Genomic DNA, 21067 nt, shown 5'->3' with positions numbered 1-21067 from the left:
TCGCCCATCTGCTTCACCACCCCGCCGTTCTCGCGCACCACGGCGTCACGCAGGTAGCGGAAATGGCTCTGCACGAACGCGAACGCCCGGACGTCCCCGATGCGCTCGTACAGGGCGGTCGAACCGCTCAGATCCGTGAACAGCACCGCCAGGTTCGCTATCCCGATCTCGTCGCCGGGCGCCACCCCCTGATCCGGGAACAGGTCCTGGAAACCGTCGAGCGACGTGACGAGCGCGCCGGTCGCCGCGGCGTCCTTCCACCGCTCCCGCTCGACCACCACCAGCGCCTCGCCGGGGAGCCGGTTGTCGACCTCCAGCCGGATCGCCCCGCCGGTGTCGGGTGAACCAAGCACCCGGAGTTCGCCGGGCCCGCACTCGACCCGCAGCGTTCCGCCGGCAGAGCCGACCTCGCAGGCCACCGGGGCACCCACCTGATAGCACCGGAGCCGCAACCATCCCGGGTCGACTTCGAGCCGCTCGGAACGCTGCTCGCCCGGCTCGAGCCGCAACTGCGCCACCGCCGACGGGGAATTCGCCGGACCACCGATGCAGTACCGGGCCCGCTCCGCCCGGCGCACGGCCGGGTTGACGTCGAAGCGGATCTCCACCGACCGTGCCAGGTCGGTGTCGAAGGCAATGTCGCAGGTGTCGCAGTGGACGCGGCTCGCCAGTTGTCGAATCCGGCCGGCGTCCTCGCGGACCGTCCGGCAGACCGGGCACAGCACGCTCCAGCTCAGGTCCAGCAGGCCGCAGTCCGCGGCGTGGAGGAAGACGTACAGCAGTTGCATCCGATCGACACCCCAGCGGTCCGCCAGCTCGAACGGTCGCATGCCCGTCACCTCCAGGTCGGACGCGGTCCGCAGGTGGGATTCCAAGCGCCCGATCAGGTTCGGGGCATCGTGCGATCGGGACAGCTGTGCCGTGCGGAGTTCCAGCCGGCCGGCGTCGAGTTGCTCCGGCGGCGGCAGCGCGGGCACGGCATGCGTCTGCGGGTCGCGGATGTGGAGTTCCAACGCCCGCGCGAGCGCCACCGTCTTCCGGATGCCCGTGCGCGCCAGCAGGGTTCGCGCCACGATCGCCCCGAACCAGGTACGCGGGACGATCCGGGCGAACACCTCGACGTCGGTCCCGTCGGCGGCCGGGCGAAGCCGGACACCCGTGGAGACCTCCGCGAGCGGACCGCGGGAGAACCGACGAAGGACCTGGTAGAAGCGGCCCTCGATCCACTCGAACGGGAACTCCTCGTACCGCACCCGCCGCCCGTACGAACGGGTCTCCGCCGAATAGTGTCCCTTGCGCCGCCGGTCCAGCATCGGAGCGAAGTGCACCGGTGACAGATCGATGTTGCGGTTGAGCCGATCGGTATCGGCGAGGAACGACCACAGATCCTGCTTCGGCAGCCGGATCCGGGCCGTCCTGGACAGCAGCACGGCTTTCGCCATGCAAGAACTATAGGCGTAGCCCGTGCGCCTTTCTGGTAGTTGGAACAACCAGAAAGGCGCACGGGGACTACGCCCCTACGTCGTCGAGCGACTGGTCGCGCGTCTCGCGCATGACGAGCAGCGCGACGAACGTGAGTGCGGCGGCGATCAGCAGGTAGATGCCAACCCAGCCGACGCCGTACGACGTGGCGAGCCAGGTGGCGATGAACGGCGCGACGGCGGCACCGAGGATGCTGGCGGTGTTGTAGGCGATCCCCGAACCCGTGTAGCGCACGTTGGTCGGGAACAACTCCGGCAGAACGGCGCTCATCGGTCCGAAGGTCATGCCCATCAACAACATTCCGATGGCCAGGAATACGAGCATGCGGGCGTTGCCCATGCCCTCCTGGTTCAGCATGACACCGAACGTGAGCCCGAAGACCATGATGAGTCCGGTGATCGTGAGCAGCGTGATGCGGCGACCGAAGCGGTCGGCCAGCCACCCCGAGACGGGGACGGCGGCCGCGAAGAACAGGACCGCAATCAGCTGGAGGACGAGGAAGTCGGTGTAGTGGAAGCCGGCTCCGGTGCCGCCCTGGGCGGGGGTCTTGCCGGTGCCGTAGCTGAGCACCCAGGTGGTCATGATGTAGAAGAGCGTGTACGTGGCGAGCATGACGAACGTGCCGATGATCAGCTGACGCCAGCTGGTCTTGAACACCTCGGCCAGCGGGGTCTTCACCTTCTCGCCCCGCGCGACCGCGCGGGCGAACACGGGTGTCTCCTCGAGCTTCAGCCGCACGTACAGGCCGATCATCACCATGATCGCGCTGAGCAGGAATGGGATACGCCAGCCCCAGGTCAGGAATGCGCCGTCCAGGTCGGGGGTGCTGTTGTCGTGGTCCAGGAACAGCGTGATGATCAGGAACAGACCGTTGGCGAGGAAGAACCCGATGGGTGCGCCGAGCTGCGGCCACATGGCTGCCCAAGCCCGCTTGCCCTTCTGTGCGGTCTCGGTCGCGAGCAACGCCGCGCCACTCCACTCACCGCCCAGCCCCAGACCCTGGCAGAAGCGCATCAACGCCAGCAGGGCGGGCGCGACGAGGCCGATCTGGTGGTACGTCGGCAGCAATCCGATCACGAATGTGGCGATGCCCATGGTGAGGAGGGAGCCGACGAGCGTCGTCTTGCGTCCGATGCGGTCGCCGAAGTGGCCGAACAGGATCGAGCCGAGTGGCCGGGCGACGAAGGCGAGACCGAACGTGGCAAGTGATGCCAGCAGGGCGGTGGTGCCGTTTCCCTTGGGGAAGAACAGGTGTGGGAACACCGACACGGCCGCGGTGGCATAGATGTAGAAGTCGTAGAACTCGATGGATGTTCCCACCATGCTCGCGACGACGATCCGGCTTCTGGGTACGCCGGCGACGGTGGCCCCGCCGTCCGGTTCTGGCTTCGACGTATCGACGGCACTGCTCACTCGACTTACTCCTGCACGATGCTATTTCAACTATTGGGACGAGAGTCCATTTCTTAGGAATTGAACACCTCGTGTCTTTCGCTTGGCAAATTGGATAAGCTCTTCTCGGTGCGCCGGGAAGTCTGGTCGGCAGAGCATTTGCCGTACCCGGACCACATCGAAAGCGAGCGCCCCCGGTGACCCAGCCCCTCCGCTCCGAACTCTCCCGCTACCTCCGCACCGAGACGGTCGGCGGTTCGATCCTGCTGATCGCCGCGGCGGTCGCCCTCGTGTGGGCGAACTCCCCCGTCTCGGATTCGTACTTCGCACTGCGCGACTGGCAGATCGGCCCGGAGGCACTCCACCTGAATCTGACGGTCGGGACGTGGGCGCAGGACGGGCTGCTGGCGGTCTTCTTCTTCGTCGCCGGCCTCGAACTGAAGCGGGAAATGGTGGTGGGCGAACTCGCCGACCGCAAACGTGCCCTGCTCCCGATCATCGCGGCCTGCGGCGGTGTGGTGGTTCCCGCGATCATCGCCGCGACTATCGGCGCCGGCACACCCGGCATGGAACGGGGCTGGGCGATCCCGGTCGCCACCGACATCGCGTTCGCATTGGGTGTGCTGGCGCTGACCGGGTCTCGCATCCCCGCGAGCGCCCGGGTGTTCCTGCTCAGCCTGGCCGTCGTCGACGACCTCCTCGCGATCGTGCTCATCGCGGTCCTGTTCACCAGCTCGATCGCCCTGCTGTGGCTGCTGGGCGCCGCCGTGTGCCTGGCCGTCTACGCGTTCGCCCAGCACCGGCGCATCACCACCCCACTGCTCTACGTTCCACTCGCACTGCTCACCTGGTACTGCGTGCACGACGCCGGAATCCACGCCACCCTCGCCGGTGTCGCGCTCGGCCTCCTCACCCGGGTCCGGCGCGACCCCGGCGAGAGAGAATCCCCGGGCGCCCGCCTCGAGCACCGCATCCAGCCGCTGTCGGCGGGCGTCTGCGTCCCGCTGTTCGCCCTGTTCGCGTCCGGCGTGGCCCTGAGCAGCGAGCTCCTCGGGCAGCTGTTCACCAACCCCATCTCGCAGTCCGTGATCGCGGGGCTCCTCGTCGGCAAGACCGTCGGCATCTTCGGCATCTCCTGGCTCGCGATCCGCCTGGGTATCGCGAAGAAGCCGCGAGCACTGGGGTTCCGGGACATGTTTGCCCTCTCAGTGCTCGGTGCGATCGGGTTCACCGTTAGCCTTCTCGTAGCGGATCTCGCGCTTGCGGGAATCGGTGACGGCAGCGAGGCCGAGATAGCTAAGGTCGCGGTGCTCGTGACATCGTTGACAGCGTCGCTGATCGGATCAGCGTTACTGTGGCGACGCGGTCGGGCCCATGCGGCCCGGAAGGATGACTCGGAAGTGCAAGAGCTACCTGGAGGGGTCGACAAGTGAGCATCACTCACGGCAAGGGAGACAGCCCGCGATACACGGGAGACGGGGTGCCGAACACGGTGTCGTCGATCCCGCTCACGGACGTGGACGCTCAGACACCCGGCGAGGCGAGCCTCGGCACGCTGGTCAAGCATGCGACCGCACAGGTGTCCACCCTGTTCCGGGCCGAGGTCGAGCTCGCCAAGGCCGAGGTCACCGGTGAGGTCAAGAAGGGCCTGCAGGGCAGCCTGTTCTTCATCCTCGCGTTCACCGTGCTGCTGTTCAGCTCGTTTTTCTTCTTCTTCTTCCTCGCCGAACTCCTCGACGTGTGGATCGCGCGCTGGCTGGCGTTCCTGATCGTCTTCCTGATCATGCTCGTGGTGACGGCGATCCTCGCGCTGCTCGGTTATCTGCGGGTCCGCAAACTCCGCGCGCCCGAGAAGACCATCGACTCCCTGAAGCAGGCCAAGACGGTCCTTCCGACGTCGTACTCGGACGCGGAAGCCCATCTCGCGTCGTCCAGCGGACGTCACGCGCGGTAACTCGCTCCTGTGGCACCACCCGATCCGTCTACCGTCCGTTTCGACGGCCCCTGGATTCATCGCGACATCCATGCCAACGGAATCCGCTTCCACATCGTCGAGGTCGGCGCATCCGCACCGGATGCACCCCTCGTCGTCCTGCTGCACGGATTCGCGGACTTCTGGTGGTCGTGGCGCCATCAGCTGACCGCGCTGGCCGCGGAGGGATACCGGGCCGTCGCCGTCGACCTCCGCGGCTACGGCGATTCCGACAAACCGCCGCGCGGCTACGACGGGTGGACGCTGGCCGGCGACATCGCCGGCCTCATCCGGGCGATGGGCTACGGCGAGGCAACCCTCGTCGGGCACGCCGACGGCGGCCTCGTCTGCTGGGCCACGGCCGTTCTCCACGCTCGCCTCGTCCGGTCGATCGCACTGGTCAGCTCGCCGCATCCCGTCGCGCTCAAGCAGGCCGTCCTCCACGACCGCTACCAGCGCAAGGCCCTGCTGCCCTCGTTCGTCTCCTGCCAGGTGCCGTGGCGTCCCGAACGTCACCTCACCCGGGACAACGGGTCGGAGGTCGAACGGTTGATCCGCGAACGCTCCGGCCCGGCCTGGACGGAGAACCCGGAGTTCGACGTCGTGATGTCACGGATGCGCTCAGCGATCCAGATTCCCGGGACCGCGCACTGCACCCTGGAGTATCAGCGGTGGGCGTTCCGCAGCCAGTTCCGGCCGGACGGCAGCCGGTTCATGGCGTCGATGGATCAGAAACTGCGGATCCCGGTCCTGCACCTCCACGGCGACCTCGACCCGTACGTGCTCGCGGACACCGTGCGCCGCAGCCACCGCTTCGCGCCCACCCAGCAGATGCAGACGGTCCCCGGTGTCGGCCACTACGCGCACTGGGAAGCCCCCGAACGCGTCAACGCCGCCCTGCTGGATCTCGTCGCACCCCGCACGGTCTGACCGACCGTCAGAGGATGCACGCCCCGGTGTCCACGGCGACGGACGCCCCGGACGCCGCCTGCAGCTGACGCGACACCTCGACGGCGGTGAGCACGAACCCGGTGTCGCTGTTGTCGACGGCGGCGCCGAACACCACCCCGAGCACCCGGCCGTCGCTGTCGACGAGCGGCCCGCCCGAGTTGCCTTGCCGAATGGAACCGCGGACCGTGTACACCTCACGCTGGACCGTTCCCGCCCGGTAGATGTCGGGACCACTGAGGTCCAGGATCTCCCGGACACGCGCGGCGCTGGCCGTGTACGGCCCGCCGCCCGGGTAGCCGAGCACCAGGGCGTTGTCGCCGGTCTGCGCAGGCTCGGGCGCGAAGTTCAGAACGGGGGCGTCCAGTCCGGGCACCTCGAGCACCGCGACGTCGGCGGACGGGTCGAACAGCACGACCTCCGCGTCCATCGGCCCGTTCGCGGTGTCGACGACGATCCCCGCCGTGCCCGCGACCACGTGGGCGTTGGTCATCACCCGGTCGGGGGCAACGACGAAACCGGATCCCTCGAGCGCGCGCTGACAACTAGGGGCCACACCCCGGATCCGCAGGACGCTCGACTGCAGCGAGGACGCGACGGGGCTCTGCAGGACGCTGGCGTCCGGCGGGTCGACGGTCGTGATGGGGGTGCGCCCGAACGGCCCGATGACGTCGGGAAGCCCGGACGTGTCGAGCAGGGCGGTGAACTCGGTGGGCAGTTGCCGCATCCAGGCGGGCGCGATGTTGTCGACCGTTTCGAGGACACTCGACCCGCGCACCGCCGCCGCCAGCTGAGGCTGGGATGAGGACGTGAGCGGGATCGCCAGCAGCCACGCCGCGACGAACACCGCGACGGCCTGCACGCAGGCGCCGATCACGCTGTCGACGGACCGCGCGACCGGACTGTGCATACTTCCCCGCGCGGCGCGGCCGAGGACCATGCCCGCGACTTCTCCGACAATGACCAGCACCACGATCAGGGCGATACCGACCAGCACGCGACCGCGGCCCTCGTCCACGTGCACCAGCACGTGCGGGGCGATCAGGATGCCCGCCACCGCACCGAGCACGACCCCGATGAAGGCGAGCACCGACGCCACCGCACCCTGCCGCCAGCCGGATGTCGCGGYGACGAAGGCGATCAGCACGATCGCCAGGTCGATCCAGCGCGAGCCCGTCATCGCTCGGCCGCCGGCCGGCCGTGACCGTGGGTCAGATGATCGTCGTCCAGATCGTTGTCGAGTTCGGCGAGGACGGTGTCGAGGTCGCGGATGTCGTGGCGGTCCCACTCCTGTTCCCAGCCGGAGACCGCGAACAGAGCGGCCAGGATGCCGGCCGTGAAACCCCACACGAGCATGCCGTCGACGGCGAACGCGGGCCCCTGGTAGCCGGCCGGGTGACGCACCTGGAACCGGTTCCGCGGATCGATCAGGGTGTGCACGGGCACCCGGGCGACACGTTCGGCCTCCGCGGGATCGACCACGCCGACAGCGCTGGGCCTCTCCCAGTACGCCAGGACGGGAGTGACGTCGAAACCGGACGGCGGGATGAAGATCTCCTCGAGCACGGCAAGCGGGCGGACACCGGAGGGGTCGAGTCCCGTCTCCTCCTGCGCCTCCCGCAGCGCGGTGGCGATGGGGCCCTCGTCGCCGGGATCGCTGGCGCCGCCGGGGAATGCCACCTGGCCGCTGTGCTGACGCATCGTGGACGCACGCTGGGTGAGCAGGACGTCGGCGTCGGCGGGCAGGCCTCCCGACATCAGCGGGTCCGCCTCGACGGGGCCGCCGAACAACACGAGCACCGCCGCCTCACGGGTGGTCGCGCCGCGGGGTGCGCGCCGATCGAGGACGGGGTTGATCTTGTGCGGGTCGGCCGGGGTCCGGTGCACGACGCGGCGCAGCCAGGGCGGAACGGCGACACCGTCCACGGAGTTCGTCATGCCGCCACCCCCAGGTTCTGTTCGACGGCGTCCGCGATCTCGTCGACGCTGCGGAACGGCTGCGGCAGGACCTTGGCCACCGTGCCGTCCGGCCGGATCAGCACCGAGACGGGCAGGACGGGCGGGGCTCCGACCGCGGCGCGGACACGCCCGTCGGCGTCCTGCACACCGGGCAGGGTGACGGAGTAATCGACGAGCCGGGACAGCGCGCTGGACTCGTTGGGATCGGTGTGCACCGTAAGCACGGTAACCGCGTCACCCGCACGATCCGAAAACTGCTGCATAAAGGGCAGCTCCTCGGCGCAGGGGCCGCACCAATAGGCCCACAGATTCAGCAGCGCCGGTTTACCACCGAGCGCGGCTGCCAGATCCACCTGGCTGCCGTCGCCCACGCATTCCAGTGTGATGCCGGACAGGACCGCACCCGGCGACGGCTCGGACGTGGCCGTCGCGGCGGGGCACGATGCCAACCCCGCCTGCGTCCTCAGTGCCGCGAGCGCGTCGGGATCGGCGCTCACCGCCGTCGGGGTGCTACCACCCGAACCGAACCGATCCTGGTACGACGGCATCTCCGCGTCGTCGCCCCGCGGCCAGATCGCGACGACGAGAGCCACCACGACCACGAGGGCGGCCAGACTCCACCGCGCTGCGCTAGACACTCGTATCTACCCTCACCTGCCGGCCAGACGCAGCAGATGCTCCGTCTCCGGTCCACGAACCAGTTCTGCGGCGACGTCCGGGTCGATCGGACCGAGCCCGTACGACGGACAGTCCTTGGCGAGTACACACACCCCGCAGGCGGGCTTGCGGGCATGGCAGACACGCCTGCCGTGGAAGATCACCCGGTGCGAGAGCAGCGTCCACTCCTTGCGCTCGATCAGGGCGCCGATCGCGTGCTCGACCTTGACCGGGTCTTCCTCCTCGGTCCACTTCCAGCGTCGGACGAGCCTCCCGAAGTGGGTGTCGACGGTGATTCCGGGCACATCGAACGCGTTGCCGAGGATCACGTTGGCCGTCTTCCGGCCGATCCCGGGGAGCGTCACGAGGTCCTTCAGGTTGCCGGGGACCTCGCCGTCGAACCGTTCGAGCAGAGCCTGCCCGAGCCCGATCAGAGAATTCGTCTTGTTTCGGTAGAAACCCGTGGACCGGATGTACTCCTCGAGTTCGGTGCGTTCGGCCTCCGCGTACGCCTTGGCGTCGGGATAGCGGGCGAACAGCGCCGGCGTCACCATGTTCACCCGCACGTCAGTGCACTGCGCGGAGAGGATGGTCGCGACGGCGAGGTCGAGTGGGGTGGTGAAGTCGAGCTCGCAGTAGACGTGCGGGAAGGCCTCGGCGAGCCGCCGGTTCATTCTCCGCGCGCGCCGGACGAGTCCGAGCCGGGTTTCGTCCTGCTTCGCGGCCCGCGAACGGGTGCGTCCACGCACTTCGGAGCCGTCGCTGGGGGTCGCATGCACGGGATCAACTCTACGGATACCCGACCGATCCGAATCGCCGCTGTGTCGCTTCTGAGACATTTGCAGTGTTTACTTCCCGGTATGCAAGGTCTCGCTGTGGTCCTCTTCCCAGTGCTGCTGATGCTGTTTGCGCTGGCAATGGAGCGGGTGGAGTTCAGACTCCGCCGGCTCACGGTTCGTCAGCAAGAGGTGGAAGAGTTCCTCGACCAGGCAAGTCACGACGAAGTGGCCACCCTGGCCCACGAAGGTTTTCCCCACGCATTGGCACGCTTCCATCGACGGCGCAAGGGTCGGTCGGGCTTCGAATCCGACGACGCCGCCGTCACCGAAGTGGGCTCGCGGCGCGCCAGCTGAGCGCTGGGAAGCCCCCGAAACAGCACACCGCAGGACGCATCCTCCGGTTAACTTTTGCGACTTCCGTGGTATCGGTCACTCAGACCGAGCCGTCTCAACGTAGACTTCAGAGCCGTACCTGTTGCACAGCGACACGCCGCGGATCACCGGGGCATCGTCGACATGCAGCAAATCGCGCACAATATGCATACAGACGAACAATATTCCCAAGGAGCGCACGTGGACGACGTCCTGGCAAGAGCCGGCATCTTCCAAGGAGTCGAGCCCTCAGCGGTAGCGGCGCTGACCAAGCAGCTGCAGCCTGTCGACTTCCCCCGCGGACATGTCATCTTCAACGAAGGTGAGCCCGGTGACCGCCTGTACATCATCGTTTCGGGCAAGGTGAAGATCGGTCGCCGCTCGCCGGACGGCCGTGAGAACCTGCTGACGATCATGGGCCCGTCCGACATGTTCGGTGAGCTGTCCATCTTCGACCCGGGCCCGCGTACGTCCACCGCCACGACGGTCACCGAGGTCCGCGCCGTCAGCATGGACCGCGAAGCGCTCAAGGCGTGGATCGACCACCGCCCCGAGATCGCCGAACAGCTCCTGCGGGTGCTCGCGCGCCGTCTGCGTCGTACCAACAACAACCTGGCCGACCTCATCTTCACGGACGTCCCCGGTCGTGTCGCCAAGGCGCTGCTGCAGCTCGCGCAGCGGTTCGGCACCCAGGAGGCGGGCTCGCTCCGCGTCACCCACGACCTCACGCAGGAAGAGATCGCCCAGCTCGTCGGCGCTTCCCGTGAGACCGTCAACAAGGCGCTCGCCGACTTCGCGCACCGCGGATGGCTGCGCCTCGAAGGCAAGAGCGTGCTGATCTCCGACTCCGAGCGCCTGGCACGTCGCGCACGGTAGTTCCCGCACCTACGACTGCGGCCACCCCCTCACATCGAGGGGGTGGCCGCAGTCGTTCAGTGGTCAGTCGTGGCTGCGCAGGTAAGCGAGCTGCACGTTGACGGACTTCTCCGCCACCGGCCACAACTTGGGGTCGACGTCGGAGTAGACGTGCTCGACCACCTCGCGAACGGTGGGTGTGCCCCCGAGTGCCTCGATCGCGGCCCGCACCTGGTCGAGCCGCTCCTCGCGATGATCGAGGTACTGCTGCGCGACGACGTTCAGTTCGGGCAGTTCGGGTCCGTGGCCGGGCATCACCCGGTGTCCGGTTCCGAGGTCCAGCAGGCGGCGCAGCGACGACAGATAGTCGCCGAGGTCGCCGTCCGTGTCGTCGAGCACCGTGGTGCCGCGGCCGAGGATCGTGTCGCCGGTGAGGACGGTGCCCTCACCTTCCACGGTGAAGGACACCGAATCCTTCGTGTGCCCGGGCGTGGCGAACACCGTGAGGGTGAGCCCCGCGACGTCGATGGTCTCGCCGTCCACGAGGGTTTCGCCGCCGCCGCGAAGAAATTCGGGGTCCACCGAACGCACGGGCGCGCCGGTGAGTTCGAAGAACCGCTGCACTCCCCCGGTGTGGTCGAAATGACGGTGAGTGATCAGCGTCAGTGCGACCGGTCCGAGTGCCGCGACGCGGGCGAGATGCTCCTCGTCGGCGTCACCCGGGTCGACCACCACACACTCGTCCCGGCCCGGCGCACGCAGAATCCACGTGTTGGTTCCGTCGAGCGTCATCATGCCGGGATTGTTCTCGAGCATCACCGAGACGATCGGGGTGACCTCCCGCACCTGGGCGTAGGCCGGATGGGCAAGAGTCATGGCACTACGACTCCGGCTGCACTTCGGCGATCAGTTCCACCTCGACGGGGGCGCCGAGCGGCAGTTCCGCGACGCCGACGGCCGAACGCGCGTGGGCACCCGCGTCCCCGAACACCTCGCCGAGGAATTCCGAAGCGCCGTTCACCACACCGGGCTGACCGGTGAATCCCTCGGCGGACGCGACGAATCCGACGACCTTCACGATCCGCACCACCGAGTCGATGCCGACGAGCGCGTCGACCGCCGCCAGCGCGTTGAGTGCGCAGGCCCGGGCCGCGGCCTTGGCGTCTTCGTCCGACACGCCGGCGCCGAGCTTGCCCGCGATCGTCAGCTTGCCCTCGACGATCGGCAGCTGCCCCGACGTGTAGACGTAGTTGCCGGTGCGCACGGCGGGCACGTAGGCGGCCACCGGCGGAACGACGGACGGCAGCGTGATGCCGAGTTCGGCGAGGCGCGCGGACCAGTTCTGTGTCTCTGCCACGGCCGTCAGCCCTTCGGACGCTTCAGGTACGCGACGTGCTGCTCACCGGTGGGCCCGGGCAGAACCGTCACCAGTTCCCAGCCGTCGGTGCCCCACTGGTCGAGGATCTGCTTGGTCGCATGTGTGAGCAGCGGAACGGTGGCGTACTCCCAGGAAGTCAATTCACTCATGCCGGTGAGCCTATCCCCCGCACATCCCGGCTCCCAGACTTATAGGCTCGACCCGTGGTTGCATCCCCAGACCAGCTCACCCCGACGTGGCCCGAGAAGGCCGCGCAGGCCCGGCTGCACTTCGTCTCCGGAAAGGGCGGCACCGGAAAGTCCACGGTGGCCGCCGCGTTGGCTCTCGCGCTGGCCGAGGGTGGGCGTCGCGTGCTGCTGGTGGAAGTCGAGGGCCGGCAGGGGATAGCCCAGCTCTTCGACGTGCCACCGCTGCCGCCGCAGGAGACGAAAGTCGCGGCCGCCGAGGGTGGCGGGGAGGTCATGGCGCTGGCCATCGACATCGAGACCGCGTTCCTCGAATACCTCGAGATGTTCTACAACCTCGGTTTCGCCGGCCGTGCGATGCGCAAGTTCGGCGCCATCGAGTTCGCCACTACCATCGCACCCGGGCTTCGGGACGTGCTGCTGACCGGCAAGATCAAGGAATGTGTCGTCCGCACCGACAAGTCCGGCAAGCGGGTGTACGACGCCGTCGTCGTCGACGCCCCACCGACCGGGCGGATCGGCAACTTCCTCGACGTGACGAAGGCGATGGCGGACCTCGCGAAGGGCGGGCCGGTGCGTTCGCAGAGTGAGGGCGTGGTGCGCCTGCTGCATTCCGACGAGACCGTCGTCCACCTCGTGACGCTGCTCGAGGCGCTTCCGGTGCAGGAGACCACCGACGCCGCAGAGGAACTGGCCCGCGCCGATCTGCGACTGGGCACCATCGTGGTCAACCGCACCAGCCCGCAGTTCCTGCCCGCCGAGACGCTGGCCGACGCCGCGAAGGGCCGCATCGACGCCGAGGCCATCCGGGCCGGACTGCAGAAGAGCGGGATCACCCTCGACGAAGACGATTTCGCCGGGTTGCTCACCGAGACGATCGAGCACGCGTCCGTCCTCGAAGCGCAGGAGGAGAGTGCCGGAGCACTCAGCGAAGTGGACGGGGCGCGGTTGCATCTGCCGTCCCTCGCCGACGGTGTCGACCTGGGCGGACTGTACGAACTCGCCGAATATCTGACGGAACAGGGTGTCCGATGACCCAGACAACTGAACACGAGCGTCGCCGCACCGCCTCCGCTCTCGATGTCGCGGGGATTCTGGCGAACAGGACCACACGGATCGTCGTGTGCTGCGGCGCCGGTGGCGTCGGCAAGACCACCACGGCCGCGTCGCTGGCACTGCGTGCGGCGGAGCAGGGGCGAAAGGTGGTCGTGCTGACCATCGACCCGGCGCGCCGGCTCGCGCAGGCGCTCGGCGTCGCGGAACTCGACAACACGCCGCAACCCGTGCAGCTCGGACCGGACGCGACAGGCGAACTGCACGCGATGATGCTCAACATGCGTCGCACGTTCGACGAGATGGTGATCGAGCACTCCACACCGGAGAAGGCGGAGCAGATTCTCGCGAACCCCTTCTATCAGACCGTCGCCACCTCGTTCTCGGGAACGCAGGAGTACATGGCGATGGAGAAGCTGGGGCAGCTGGCCTCCAGCGACAAGTGGGACCTGGTGATCGTCGACACCCCGCCGTCCCGCAACGCTCTGGACTTCCTCGACGCACCCCAGCGCCTGGGCGCGTTCCTCGACGGTCGCATGATCCGGCTGCTCACCGCGCCGGGCCGAGGTCTCACCCGGCTCGTCACCGGTGCGATGGGCCTGGCGCTGCGCGGCGTCTCCACCATCGTGGGCAGTCAGATGCTGTCGGACGCCTCGAGTTTCGTGCAGTCACTGGACTCGATGTTCGGCGGTTTCCGGGAAAGAGCCACGCGCACTTACGAATTGCTCCGGCAGCCGGGAACGAAGTTTCTGGTGATCGCGGCGGCGGAGCCGGATGCACTGCGGGAGGCGGCGTTCTTCGTCGACCGGCTCGCAGGCGACGAAATGCCGCTCGCGGGCCTCGTCCTGAATCGGACGCACCCCACTCTCAGCTCCCTGTCGGCCGATCATGCGGTCACTGCCGCCGACCAACTCGGGGACCAAGACCCCCTCACCGCCGCTGTGCTGCGAATCCACGCCCATCGGGCGGTGATCGCCAAGCGTGAGGTCCAACTGCTGAGCCGGTTCACGGCCGCCCACCCTCGGGTGCCGATCGTCGGCGTGCCCTCGCTGCCGTTCGAGGTGTCGGACCTCGAGGCGTTGAGAGCGGTAGGTGACCAGCTCACCCGCACGAGCTGATCAGCTCGCTGCCGGAGAACCGGTCACCCGCCTGTGCCTGTCTGCGATTCCGATCCTCGAATTTCAGACAGCGGATTGGTGCTGCCGCTGAGCTTCGAAGAAGTCGGACCATGATTCCACCTCGGGGTGCTGCTTGAGCAGCGCCCGGCGCTGACGTTCCGTCATGCCACCCCACACGCCGAACTCGACACGATTGTCGAGAGCATCGGCTCCGCACTGCATCAATACCGGGCAATGCCGGCAAATGGTTGCGGCCTTGCGCTGTGCTGCGCCGCGTACAAAAAGTTGGTCGGGATCGACTTCCCGGCAACGAGCCTGGGTGACCCAGGCGATTCGCGCTTCTGCTTGCTCGACGTCCAGACGGCTGGTTGGGGTGGTCATGTGCATTCGTTTCCCCTCTTCGAGTCTGCACCCCCCGGCACCTAGCACGCCGAGGCTGCACCACATAAGCGATGGGGTGTTATCTCCATCACACTGTTCCAACAATTTAGGTAAAGAAACCGCAACGCGCAAGACGAAGAACACGCTTTTTTGGTACGCCCGTCCATACCCCGTGCTCAGGGCATTTTCCGGGCCGAATTCTGCGCCCAACCAGCGCACCCACAGACCCCACGTAGTCTGTAGATCGTGTCGATTGCAAAAACAGTGGGGAAGCTCGCAGGATCCTCCGCCTTGGCAGGAGTGCTCCTCGCCGGCGTGATGTTTCCGCTCGCCGGAGGGTTCGGTTACGCCTCCAACAGGGCGGCTGACACCGTCGACAACGTCTCGGCCGAACTGGTCGAGGGAACGGTTCCCGCGGTCTCGACGATGGTCGACTCGGCGGGCAATCCCATCGCGTGGCTGTACGACCAGCGGCGCTTCGAAGTGCCCAGCGACAAGATCTCCAACGAGATGAAGCTCGCCATCGTCTCCGTCGAGGACCGCCGGTTCCCCGAACACAAGGGCGTCGACTGGCAGGGCACGATGCGCGCCTTCCTGACCAACACCACGAGCGGTGAGGTGCAGCAGGGCGCGTCCACCCTCGACCAGCAGTATGTGAAGAACTACCAGCTGCTCGTCGTGGCCAAGACCGACGCCGAACGCCGGGCCGCGATCGAGACGACGCCCGCCCGCAAGATCCGCGAGATCCGGATGGCGCTGACGCTCGACAAGGAACTCACCAAGGACGAGATCCTCACCCGTTACCTGAACCTGGTTCCGTTCGGCAACGCTTCGTTCGGCATCCAGGACGCCGCACAGACCTACTTCGGCATCGACGCGTCCGAACTGAACACTCAGCAGTCCGCGATGCTCGCGGGCATGGTGCAGTCGAGTTCGGCACTGAACCCGTACACGAACCCCGAGGGCGTCCTCGAACGACGCAACGTGGTTCTCGACACGATGATCTCGAACATTCCCGAGCGGGCCGCCGAACTGCGGGAGCTCAAAGGGACCCCTCTCGGTGTGTTGCCCGAGCCCAACCGGCTGCCCCGCGGGTGCATCGCCGCCGGCGACCGCGGCTTCTTCTGCGACTACGCCCTGCAGTATCTGGCCAACGCCGGCATCAGCCGCGAGCAGATCGACAAGGGCGGCTACCTGATCAAGACGACGCTCGACCCCGCGGTCCAGGCGTCGACCAAGGCGGCGCTCAACGCGAACGCCAACCCGGAACTCGACGGCATCGCGAACGTCATGAACGTCGTCCAGCCCGGCCAGGATTCGCACCGGATCCTCGCGATGGGCAGTAGCCGCACGTATGGTCTCGACGCGAACGCCAACGAGACCGTGCAGGCGCAGCCGTACTCACTGGCCGGTCACGGCGCCGGGTCCATCTTCAAGATCTTCACAACCGCCGCCGCCATGGAGAAGGGCCTCGGCACGAACGCCATCCTGGACGTTCCCGGCCGGTTCGAGGCCCGGGGCATGGGTAGCGGTGGTGCACGAGGCTGCCCTGCGTCCACGTACTGCGTCGAGAACGCAGGCAAGTACCCCGCGGCACTGTCGGTGACGGACGCGCTGGCACAGTCGCCCAACACCGCGTTCGTCAAGCTGATCCAGGCCACCGGCGTCGCCCCCACCGTCGACATGGCGGTGCGGCTGGGTCTGCGCTCGTACGCCCAGCCCGGCACGTCGGGATTCGACGACCGCAGCATGGCCGACTTCCAGAAGGATCAGAACCTGGGGTCGTTCACCCTCGGGCCCACCTGGATCAATCCCCTGGAACTGTCGAATGTCGCGGCGACGCTCGCCTCGCACGGCAAGTGGTGCCCGCCCACCCCCATCGATTCGGTGTTCGACCGTGAAGGCAAGCCCGTCTCGGTCACCCAGCAGGCCTGCGAGCAGGTGGTCGAACCCGGCCTCGCGGACACGCTCACCAACGCCATGAGCAAGGACGACAAGCCCGGCGGTACGTCCGCCGGGGCGGCGGGCAGCGTCGGCTGGACGCTCCCGATGGCAGGCAAGACGGGTACCACGGAATCCCACATGTCCTCGGGCTTCCTCGGATTCACCAACAACTTCGCCGCCGCCGTCTACGTGTTCGGCGACTCGCCGACGCCGGGTGAGATCTGCTCGGCCCCGCTGCGGCCGTGTGGCGACGGCAACCTGTTCGGTGGAAACGAACCGGCGCGGACCTGGTATGCGGCGATGAACCCCATCGCGAACAACTTCGGGCCGACGACGCTGCCGCCGGTCGACCAGAAGTACGCGCGGGGTTCGCAGAACGGTCAGGTTCCGGACGTCACCGGACTGAGCCAGTCGGCCGCGACGTCCCGTCTGCAGGGAGCGGGGTTCACCGTGAACGCGGTCACCACCGCGTCGCAGGCGGCCAAGGGGACGGTCACGAGCGCATCGCCGTCCGGTTCGGCCATTCCGGGATCGACCATCACGATCTACGTCAGCGACGGATCGGTGAAGGCCGCTCCCCCGCAGGCGCCGGCTCAGGGGATCCCCGTTCCGCCCATCCAGCTGCCCGGCCTGCCGCCGATCCAGCTGCCGCCCATACCCCGGTAACCGCCGGTGAGTGGGGAAGTGTGGCGACGCACGCTTTCCCACTCACATGCGGGTCAGAGGCGGGACTTCACCGCGTGCGAGAGCCGCGAACCGTCCGCCTTGCCGCCCGCGAGCGCGCCGGCAGCCTTCATGACCTGACCCATCTGACGCATGCCGGGACGTTCACCGATTTCCTCGGCCACCTGAGCGATCGCGGTGTCCACGACGTCGACCAGTTCCGCGTCGGTCAGCGGCGTCGGGAGGTACTCGTCGATGATCTGCGCCTCGGCCCGCTCCTGCGCCGCCAGCTCACCTCGACCGTTCTCGGTGTAGATCTCGGCGGACTCGCCGCGCTTCTTCGACTCCTTCGCGAGGACCTTCAGCACCTCGTCTTCGGTGAGTTCGCGGGCTTCCTTGCCGGAGACCTCTTCGGTCTGCACGGCGGCCATCAGCATGCGGATGGTGGCGGTGCGCAGCGAATCCTTGGCCTTCATGGCGGCCGTCATGTCGGAGCGCAGTCTTGCTTTCAGTGAATCTGGCATGGGCGAAACGCTACGCGCCCCGATTCGTCCACTGCATCTCGATTGCGCTCATCAGTATCCTGGAAGAGTGTCTGACGAGTTCCGTGCCAACCTGACCCGCGCCGCCCTGGGTACAGCGGGTGCCGCCGCCCTCGGCATCGGCTACGCCTCGCTCATCGAGCGCAATGCGTTCGCGCTGCGTGAGGTCACGATGCCGGTACTCGAACCCGGGTCGTCGACGCTCCGCGTGCTGCACATCAGCGACCTGCACATGATGCCCGGACAGCGGCTGAAACAGAACTGGCTGCGGGAACTGGACAACCTCGACCCCGACCTCGTCGTGAACACCGGCGACAACCTGTCGCACCAGCGGGCGGTGCCCGCAGTGGTCCAGGCGCTGGGCAATCTGCTCGCCCGCCCCGGACTGTTCGTCTTCGGCAGCAACGACTACTTCGCGCCCAAGCCGAAGAACCCGCTCAAGTACTTCCGAAGGGAACACAAGCGTGTCCTCGGCGAGCCGCTGCCGTGGGGCGACCTGCGGGCTGCGTTCACCGAGCGCGGCTGGTTCGACGTCACGCACGTCCGCCGCGACCTCGAGGTGTCGGGTGTCCGGATCGCGTCGGCGGGTGTCGACGATCCGCACCTCAAGCGCGATCGGTACGACACGATCGCCGGTCCGCCCAATCCGCTGGCCGATCTCCGGCTGGGCATCACCCACTCGCCCGAGCCGCGGGTGCTCGACCGGTTCGCGGACGACGGCTACGACCTCGTCCTGGCGGGCCACACGCACGGCGGTCAGTTGTGCCTGCCGTTCTACGGCGCGCTGGTCACCAACTGCGACATCGACCGTTCCCGGGTGAAGGGTCCGTCCAAGTGGGGTGCGCACACCCAGCTGCACGTGTCCGCGGGGATCGGGACGTCGCCGTGGGCGCCCGCCCGCTTCTGCTGCCGCCCCGAGGCGACGCTCCTGACGTTGGTTCCGGCTCAGCGCGGCGGCGCGGACGCCGACGCCGCGCGCGGTCGCACCGAGTCGTCGGAGAGCACCGTTATACGCAACTGACCAGGGGATTTAATGGTGACTGGTTGGGTAATGTAAGCTAGCCGAGGTTCAACACGGGGTGTGGCGCAGCTTGGTAGCGCGCTTCGTTCGGGACGAAGAGGTCGTGGGTTCAAATCCCGCCACCCCGACAGTGTGAGACACCGAGAAGAGGCCTTGACCGGTTCGCCGGTCAGGGCCTCTTCTGCGTGGTGGGGGCGTTTTCCGGTCGCAGCGACCCCGCGACCACCCGTCCGAAACCTCAGGCTAGCCTCACCTCATGTCTTCGAGGCTCTACGTACGCGCCGGGCTGGTCGCCCTGGCCACCGTCATTCTCGCCGCCTGCGGCACCACCGACACCGGGTCGCCCGCCGGCAACGCCGACGTCGCCACCGGCGGCCGCCTGTTCGCCACGGCGGATGCCGAGACCGCCAAGCTCGGCACCGACGCCGAACCGGGCGTCTTCCCCCGGACCATCACCCACGCGCTCGGCGAGACCGTCATCGAGAAGAAGCCCGAACGGGTGATCGTCCTCGACGGCGGTGAGCTGGACGACGTGCTGTCCCTGGGAATCACGCCCGTCGGGCTGGCCAGCCCGGAGAGCGCGGCCGGTCAGCCGTCCTACCTCGCCGACCAGCTGGCCGGGGTGCCGGACGTCGGGACCACCAACAACCTGAACCTCGAGGCGATCTCCGCGCTGCAGCCCGATCTGATCCTGGGCAGCAAGCTGCGCGCCGACAAGCTGTACCCGCAGCTGTCGTCCATCGCACCGACCGTGTTCGGCATCCGCCCCGGTTTCCCGTGGAAGGAGAACTTCCTGCTGGTCGCCGACGCTCTCGGTGAGGAGACCAAGGCGGAGGAGGTACTCAACGCCTATCAGACCCGCGCCGACGAGGTCCGGGAGTCCATCACGGGCAAGCCGACGATCTCGCTGGTCCGGTTCATGTCCGGCAAGATCCGCCTGTACGGCAACCTGTCGTTCATCGGTGTCATCCTGAAAGACGTCGGACTTCCGCGTCCGACGGTGCAGAACGTCGACGAACTCGCCGTCGAGGTGAGTCAGGAGACGATCGGTGAGGCGAACGCCGACCGGATCTTCTACTCCAGCTACGGCGCGCCCGAGACCACCGACGAGTCGACCGTGGTCGGCGGCCCGCTGTGGAATCAGATGCAGGCGGTGAAGGACGGCAAGGCCGTGCACGTGAGCGACGAGACCTGGTTCCTCGCGCTGGGGCCCACCGGGGCGATGATTGTCCTCGACGACCTCGAGAACATGCTCGCGGCCTGAGTCACTGCGGGGCGGGCATGAACGCGTCGTAGATTGCCTGTGGCGCACCGTCGATGGCCCAGATGACCATGAGTCCGACGGCCACCGTGAGGGCGGGCCCGAGCACGACCTTCTCGAAGGGCCCGCCTGCCCGGATGGACAGGAACGACGGGAGCCGGAACTCCCACCACCGTTCCTTGCCGAGCGTGAGGAACGGCGCGAGGAAGGGGACGCCCTCCTTGGTGATGGCGTCCCCGAGGCAGTGGGTAACGCAGCCGAGCGCCACCGCGACTCCGAGTCCGGTGGAACCGGCCTCGGTGGGATACGACTGCCAGGTGAGCGCGGACAGCACCGCCGCGACCGCCGAAACCGCCAGCCAGCCTTTTTCTTTGGCCAGCTCCCCGGCCAGCCCTCGGAGCGCGAGCCCGAGGCAGACGAACAGTGTCGCGATGATGGCCGGCTTGCCGAACTGGACGACCAGCGCGGACACCCCGGCCCCGATACCGGCGGCGAACAGGGCCGTGTGGGTGAGCGTGCGGTGCCCGCCGCGCCGCTTGCCGTCGCGTTTGCCCTTGGTGACGGTGTAGAAACCCAGCGACACCGCATCGACGCCCTTCGCGACGACGCTGCTGACCGGACCGAACGAGCGCGAGACCGTGGACTGGCTCGTGTCCAGATCCGGGAGAAGCGCCGCTCCGGCGCACACCGCCGCGAACGTGAAGGTCTCGGCGGTCGACGTGGGCCCACCCCAGTCGAGCGGCAGCAGATCCGCCACCGCCAGACCGACAGCCGCACCGGACATTGCATGGGTGGGACCCATCACCATGGAACACAGCACCTTTCGACCCCGACTCGGGACACGGTCATCCGAGCCGGTGTCCTGACACCGCCCAACCTAGCAACAACATCCGACACACCCGTCACACGGCCGTGAGTACTTGTTAACCGCGGGCGGTTAACAAGTACTCACGGGCGCGAAGCGCAGTGGCGTCCGTCCCCGCCGAAGGTGGATGATGGAAGTGCGGTGCGTGCAGTCGGGCGGAGGAGGGTCGTCGTGGAAACTGTGATCGTGTTCGTTCTCGCCGTGCTGATCTATTGGTGGGGCCTGCTCTGAGCCTGCCCC

General features: G+C 67.6%; 22 protein-coding genes and 1 tRNA gene. 11 read left to right on the top strand and 12 right to left on the bottom strand.

Annotated elements, in window-relative coordinates; translation table 11 throughout:
* Together AC1D1G_RS14395 and AC1D1G_RS14390 are read right to left on the bottom strand one after the other, a co-directional pair.
* Positions 1-1442, bottom strand: a 1442-nt coding sequence (locus tag AC1D1G_RS14395; RefSeq protein ID WP_477952599.1) for a DUF5939 domain-containing protein, incomplete at its 3' end; no start/stop codon positions are given.
* A 67-nt stretch (positions 1443-1509) separates the two neighbouring features.
* Positions 1510-2895 carry an MFS transporter gene (locus tag AC1D1G_RS14390; protein WP_283332833.1) on the bottom strand — a complete coding sequence of 462 codons (1386 nt, stop codon included), beginning with the start codon at positions 2893-2895 and terminating at the stop codon, positions 1510-1512.
* Between the two features lie 176 nt (positions 2896-3071).
* Here AC1D1G_RS14390 and nhaA point away from each other — a divergent pair, with 176 nt between their 5' ends.
* Genes nhaA through AC1D1G_RS14375 form a run of 3 tightly spaced genes read left to right on the top strand, consistent with a single transcriptional unit; the run spans position 3072 to position 5776 of the window.
* Positions 3072-4307: a Na+/H+ antiporter NhaA gene (nhaA, locus tag AC1D1G_RS14385; protein WP_317570811.1), complete on the top strand. Its 1236-nt coding sequence runs from the start codon at positions 3072-3074 to the stop codon at positions 4305-4307.
* Entirely contained in the window at positions 4304-4828 is a 525-nt protein-coding gene (locus AC1D1G_RS14380) for a phage holin family protein (protein WP_283332831.1), read from the top strand. The genes nhaA and AC1D1G_RS14380 overlap by 4 nt, the downstream gene beginning before the upstream one ends.
* A 9-nt stretch (positions 4829-4837) precedes the next feature.
* Complete coding sequence (locus tag AC1D1G_RS14375; protein WP_280782905.1) at positions 4838-5776, top strand: alpha/beta fold hydrolase; 939 nt, start codon at positions 4838-4840, stop codon at positions 5774-5776.
* Positions 5777-5783: 7 nt separating this feature from the next.
* Here the strand turns inward: AC1D1G_RS14375 and marP are convergent, their stop codons facing one another.
* Genes marP through nth form a run of 4 tightly spaced genes read right to left on the bottom strand, consistent with a single transcriptional unit; the run spans position 5784 to position 9249 of the window.
* A complete protein-coding gene (gene marP / locus AC1D1G_RS14370; RefSeq protein WP_477952596.1) occupies positions 5784-6974 on the bottom strand; it encodes an acid resistance serine protease MarP in 1191 nt (396 codons plus the stop codon).
* Positions 6971-7732, bottom strand: a complete 762-nt coding sequence (locus AC1D1G_RS14365) for an NUDIX hydrolase (RefSeq protein WP_283354193.1) — start codon at positions 7730-7732, stop codon at positions 6971-6973. Before AC1D1G_RS14365 ends, marP begins: the two co-directional genes overlap by 4 nt.
* Entirely contained in the window at positions 7729-8391 is a 663-nt protein-coding gene (locus AC1D1G_RS14360) for a TlpA family protein disulfide reductase (protein ID WP_280782908.1), read from the bottom strand. Before AC1D1G_RS14360 ends, AC1D1G_RS14365 begins: the two co-directional genes overlap by 4 nt.
* A gap of 12 nt (positions 8392-8403) precedes the next feature.
* Positions 8404-9249: an endonuclease III gene (nth, locus tag AC1D1G_RS14355; RefSeq protein WP_011596762.1), complete on the bottom strand. Its 846-nt coding sequence runs from the start codon at positions 9247-9249 to the stop codon at positions 8404-8406.
* 21 nt (positions 9250-9270) lie between these two features.
* Here nth and AC1D1G_RS14350 point away from each other — a divergent pair, with 21 nt between their 5' ends.
* On the top strand, positions 9271-9543 hold the full coding sequence (locus AC1D1G_RS14350) for a hypothetical protein (RefSeq protein WP_005248489.1): 273 nt from the start codon (positions 9271-9273) through the stop codon (positions 9541-9543).
* A 219-nt stretch (positions 9544-9762) separates the two neighbouring features.
* A complete protein-coding gene (locus AC1D1G_RS14345; RefSeq protein ID WP_005256089.1) occupies positions 9763-10437 on the top strand; it encodes a Crp/Fnr family transcriptional regulator in 675 nt (224 codons plus the stop codon).
* A gap of 63 nt (positions 10438-10500) precedes the next feature.
* Here AC1D1G_RS14345 and AC1D1G_RS14340 read toward each other — a convergent pair whose 3' ends face one another.
* From AC1D1G_RS14340 to AC1D1G_RS14330, 3 genes are read right to left on the bottom strand one after another with little or no spacing between them, the layout of a single operon-like run.
* Positions 10501-11292 carry an MBL fold metallo-hydrolase gene (locus AC1D1G_RS14340; protein WP_283332827.1) on the bottom strand — a complete coding sequence of 264 codons (792 nt, stop codon included), beginning with the start codon at positions 11290-11292 and terminating at the stop codon, positions 10501-10503.
* A gap of 4 nt (positions 11293-11296) precedes the next feature.
* The gene (locus AC1D1G_RS14335) at positions 11297-11773 is read right to left on the bottom strand and encodes a RidA family protein (protein WP_009477371.1); all 477 of its coding nucleotides are present in this window, start codon (positions 11771-11773) and stop codon (positions 11297-11299) included.
* 5 nt (positions 11774-11778) lie between these two features.
* Complete coding sequence (locus AC1D1G_RS14330) at positions 11779-11943, bottom strand: DUF4177 domain-containing protein (protein WP_005248493.1); 165 nt, start codon at positions 11941-11943, stop codon at positions 11779-11781.
* 54 nt (positions 11944-11997) lie between these two features.
* Between AC1D1G_RS14330 and bagA the strand changes: the two genes are divergently transcribed.
* Positions 11998-13014 carry an ATPase BagA gene (gene bagA, locus AC1D1G_RS14325; RefSeq protein WP_283332826.1) on the top strand — a complete coding sequence of 339 codons (1017 nt, stop codon included), beginning with the start codon at positions 11998-12000 and terminating at the stop codon, positions 13012-13014.
* Positions 13011-14150: an ATPase BagB gene (bagB, locus tag AC1D1G_RS14320; protein ID WP_105421794.1), complete on the top strand. Its 1140-nt coding sequence runs from the start codon at positions 13011-13013 to the stop codon at positions 14148-14150. The genes bagA and bagB overlap by 4 nt, the downstream gene beginning before the upstream one ends.
* Positions 14151-14213: 63 nt before the next feature.
* Here the strand turns inward: bagB and AC1D1G_RS14315 are convergent, their stop codons facing one another.
* Entirely contained in the window at positions 14214-14537 is a 324-nt protein-coding gene (locus AC1D1G_RS14315; RefSeq protein ID WP_005248496.1) for a WhiB family transcriptional regulator, read from the bottom strand.
* Positions 14538-14795: 258 nt separating this feature from the next.
* Here AC1D1G_RS14315 and AC1D1G_RS14310 point away from each other — a divergent pair, with 258 nt between their 5' ends.
* On the top strand, positions 14796-17141 hold the full coding sequence (locus AC1D1G_RS14310) for a penicillin-binding protein (protein ID WP_280783001.1): 2346 nt from the start codon (positions 14796-14798) through the stop codon (positions 17139-17141).
* A gap of 53 nt (positions 17142-17194) precedes the next feature.
* Here AC1D1G_RS14310 and AC1D1G_RS14305 read toward each other — a convergent pair whose 3' ends face one another.
* Positions 17195-17662: a GatB/YqeY domain-containing protein gene (locus tag AC1D1G_RS14305; protein ID WP_477952589.1), complete on the bottom strand. Its 468-nt coding sequence runs from the start codon at positions 17660-17662 to the stop codon at positions 17195-17197.
* Positions 17663-17729: 67 nt separating this feature from the next.
* On the opposite strand from AC1D1G_RS14305, the gene AC1D1G_RS14300 reads away from it, so the two are divergent.
* From AC1D1G_RS14300 to AC1D1G_RS14290, 3 genes are all read left to right on the top strand, one after another.
* Positions 17730-18701, top strand: coding sequence for a metallophosphoesterase (locus tag AC1D1G_RS14300; protein WP_105421798.1), 972 nt, complete (start codon positions 17730-17732; stop codon positions 18699-18701).
* Positions 18702-18755: 54 nt separating this feature from the next.
* A tRNA-Pro gene (locus tag AC1D1G_RS14295) sits at positions 18756-18829 on the top strand.
* A gap of 128 nt (positions 18830-18957) precedes the next feature.
* The gene (locus AC1D1G_RS14290) at positions 18958-19965 is read left to right on the top strand and encodes an ABC transporter substrate-binding protein (protein WP_477952587.1); all 1008 of its coding nucleotides are present in this window, start codon (positions 18958-18960) and stop codon (positions 19963-19965) included.
* 1 nt (position 19966) lies between these two features.
* Here AC1D1G_RS14290 and AC1D1G_RS14285 read toward each other — a convergent pair whose 3' ends face one another.
* Entirely contained in the window at positions 19967-20770 is an 804-nt protein-coding gene (locus AC1D1G_RS14285; RefSeq protein ID WP_280782914.1) for a metal-dependent hydrolase, read from the bottom strand.
* Positions 20771-21067: the final 297 nt, after the last annotated feature.

This window comes from Rhodococcus sp. P3_B8, from assembly GCF_056402775.1.
This window is presented reverse-complemented; position numbering and strand designations above follow the sequence as displayed.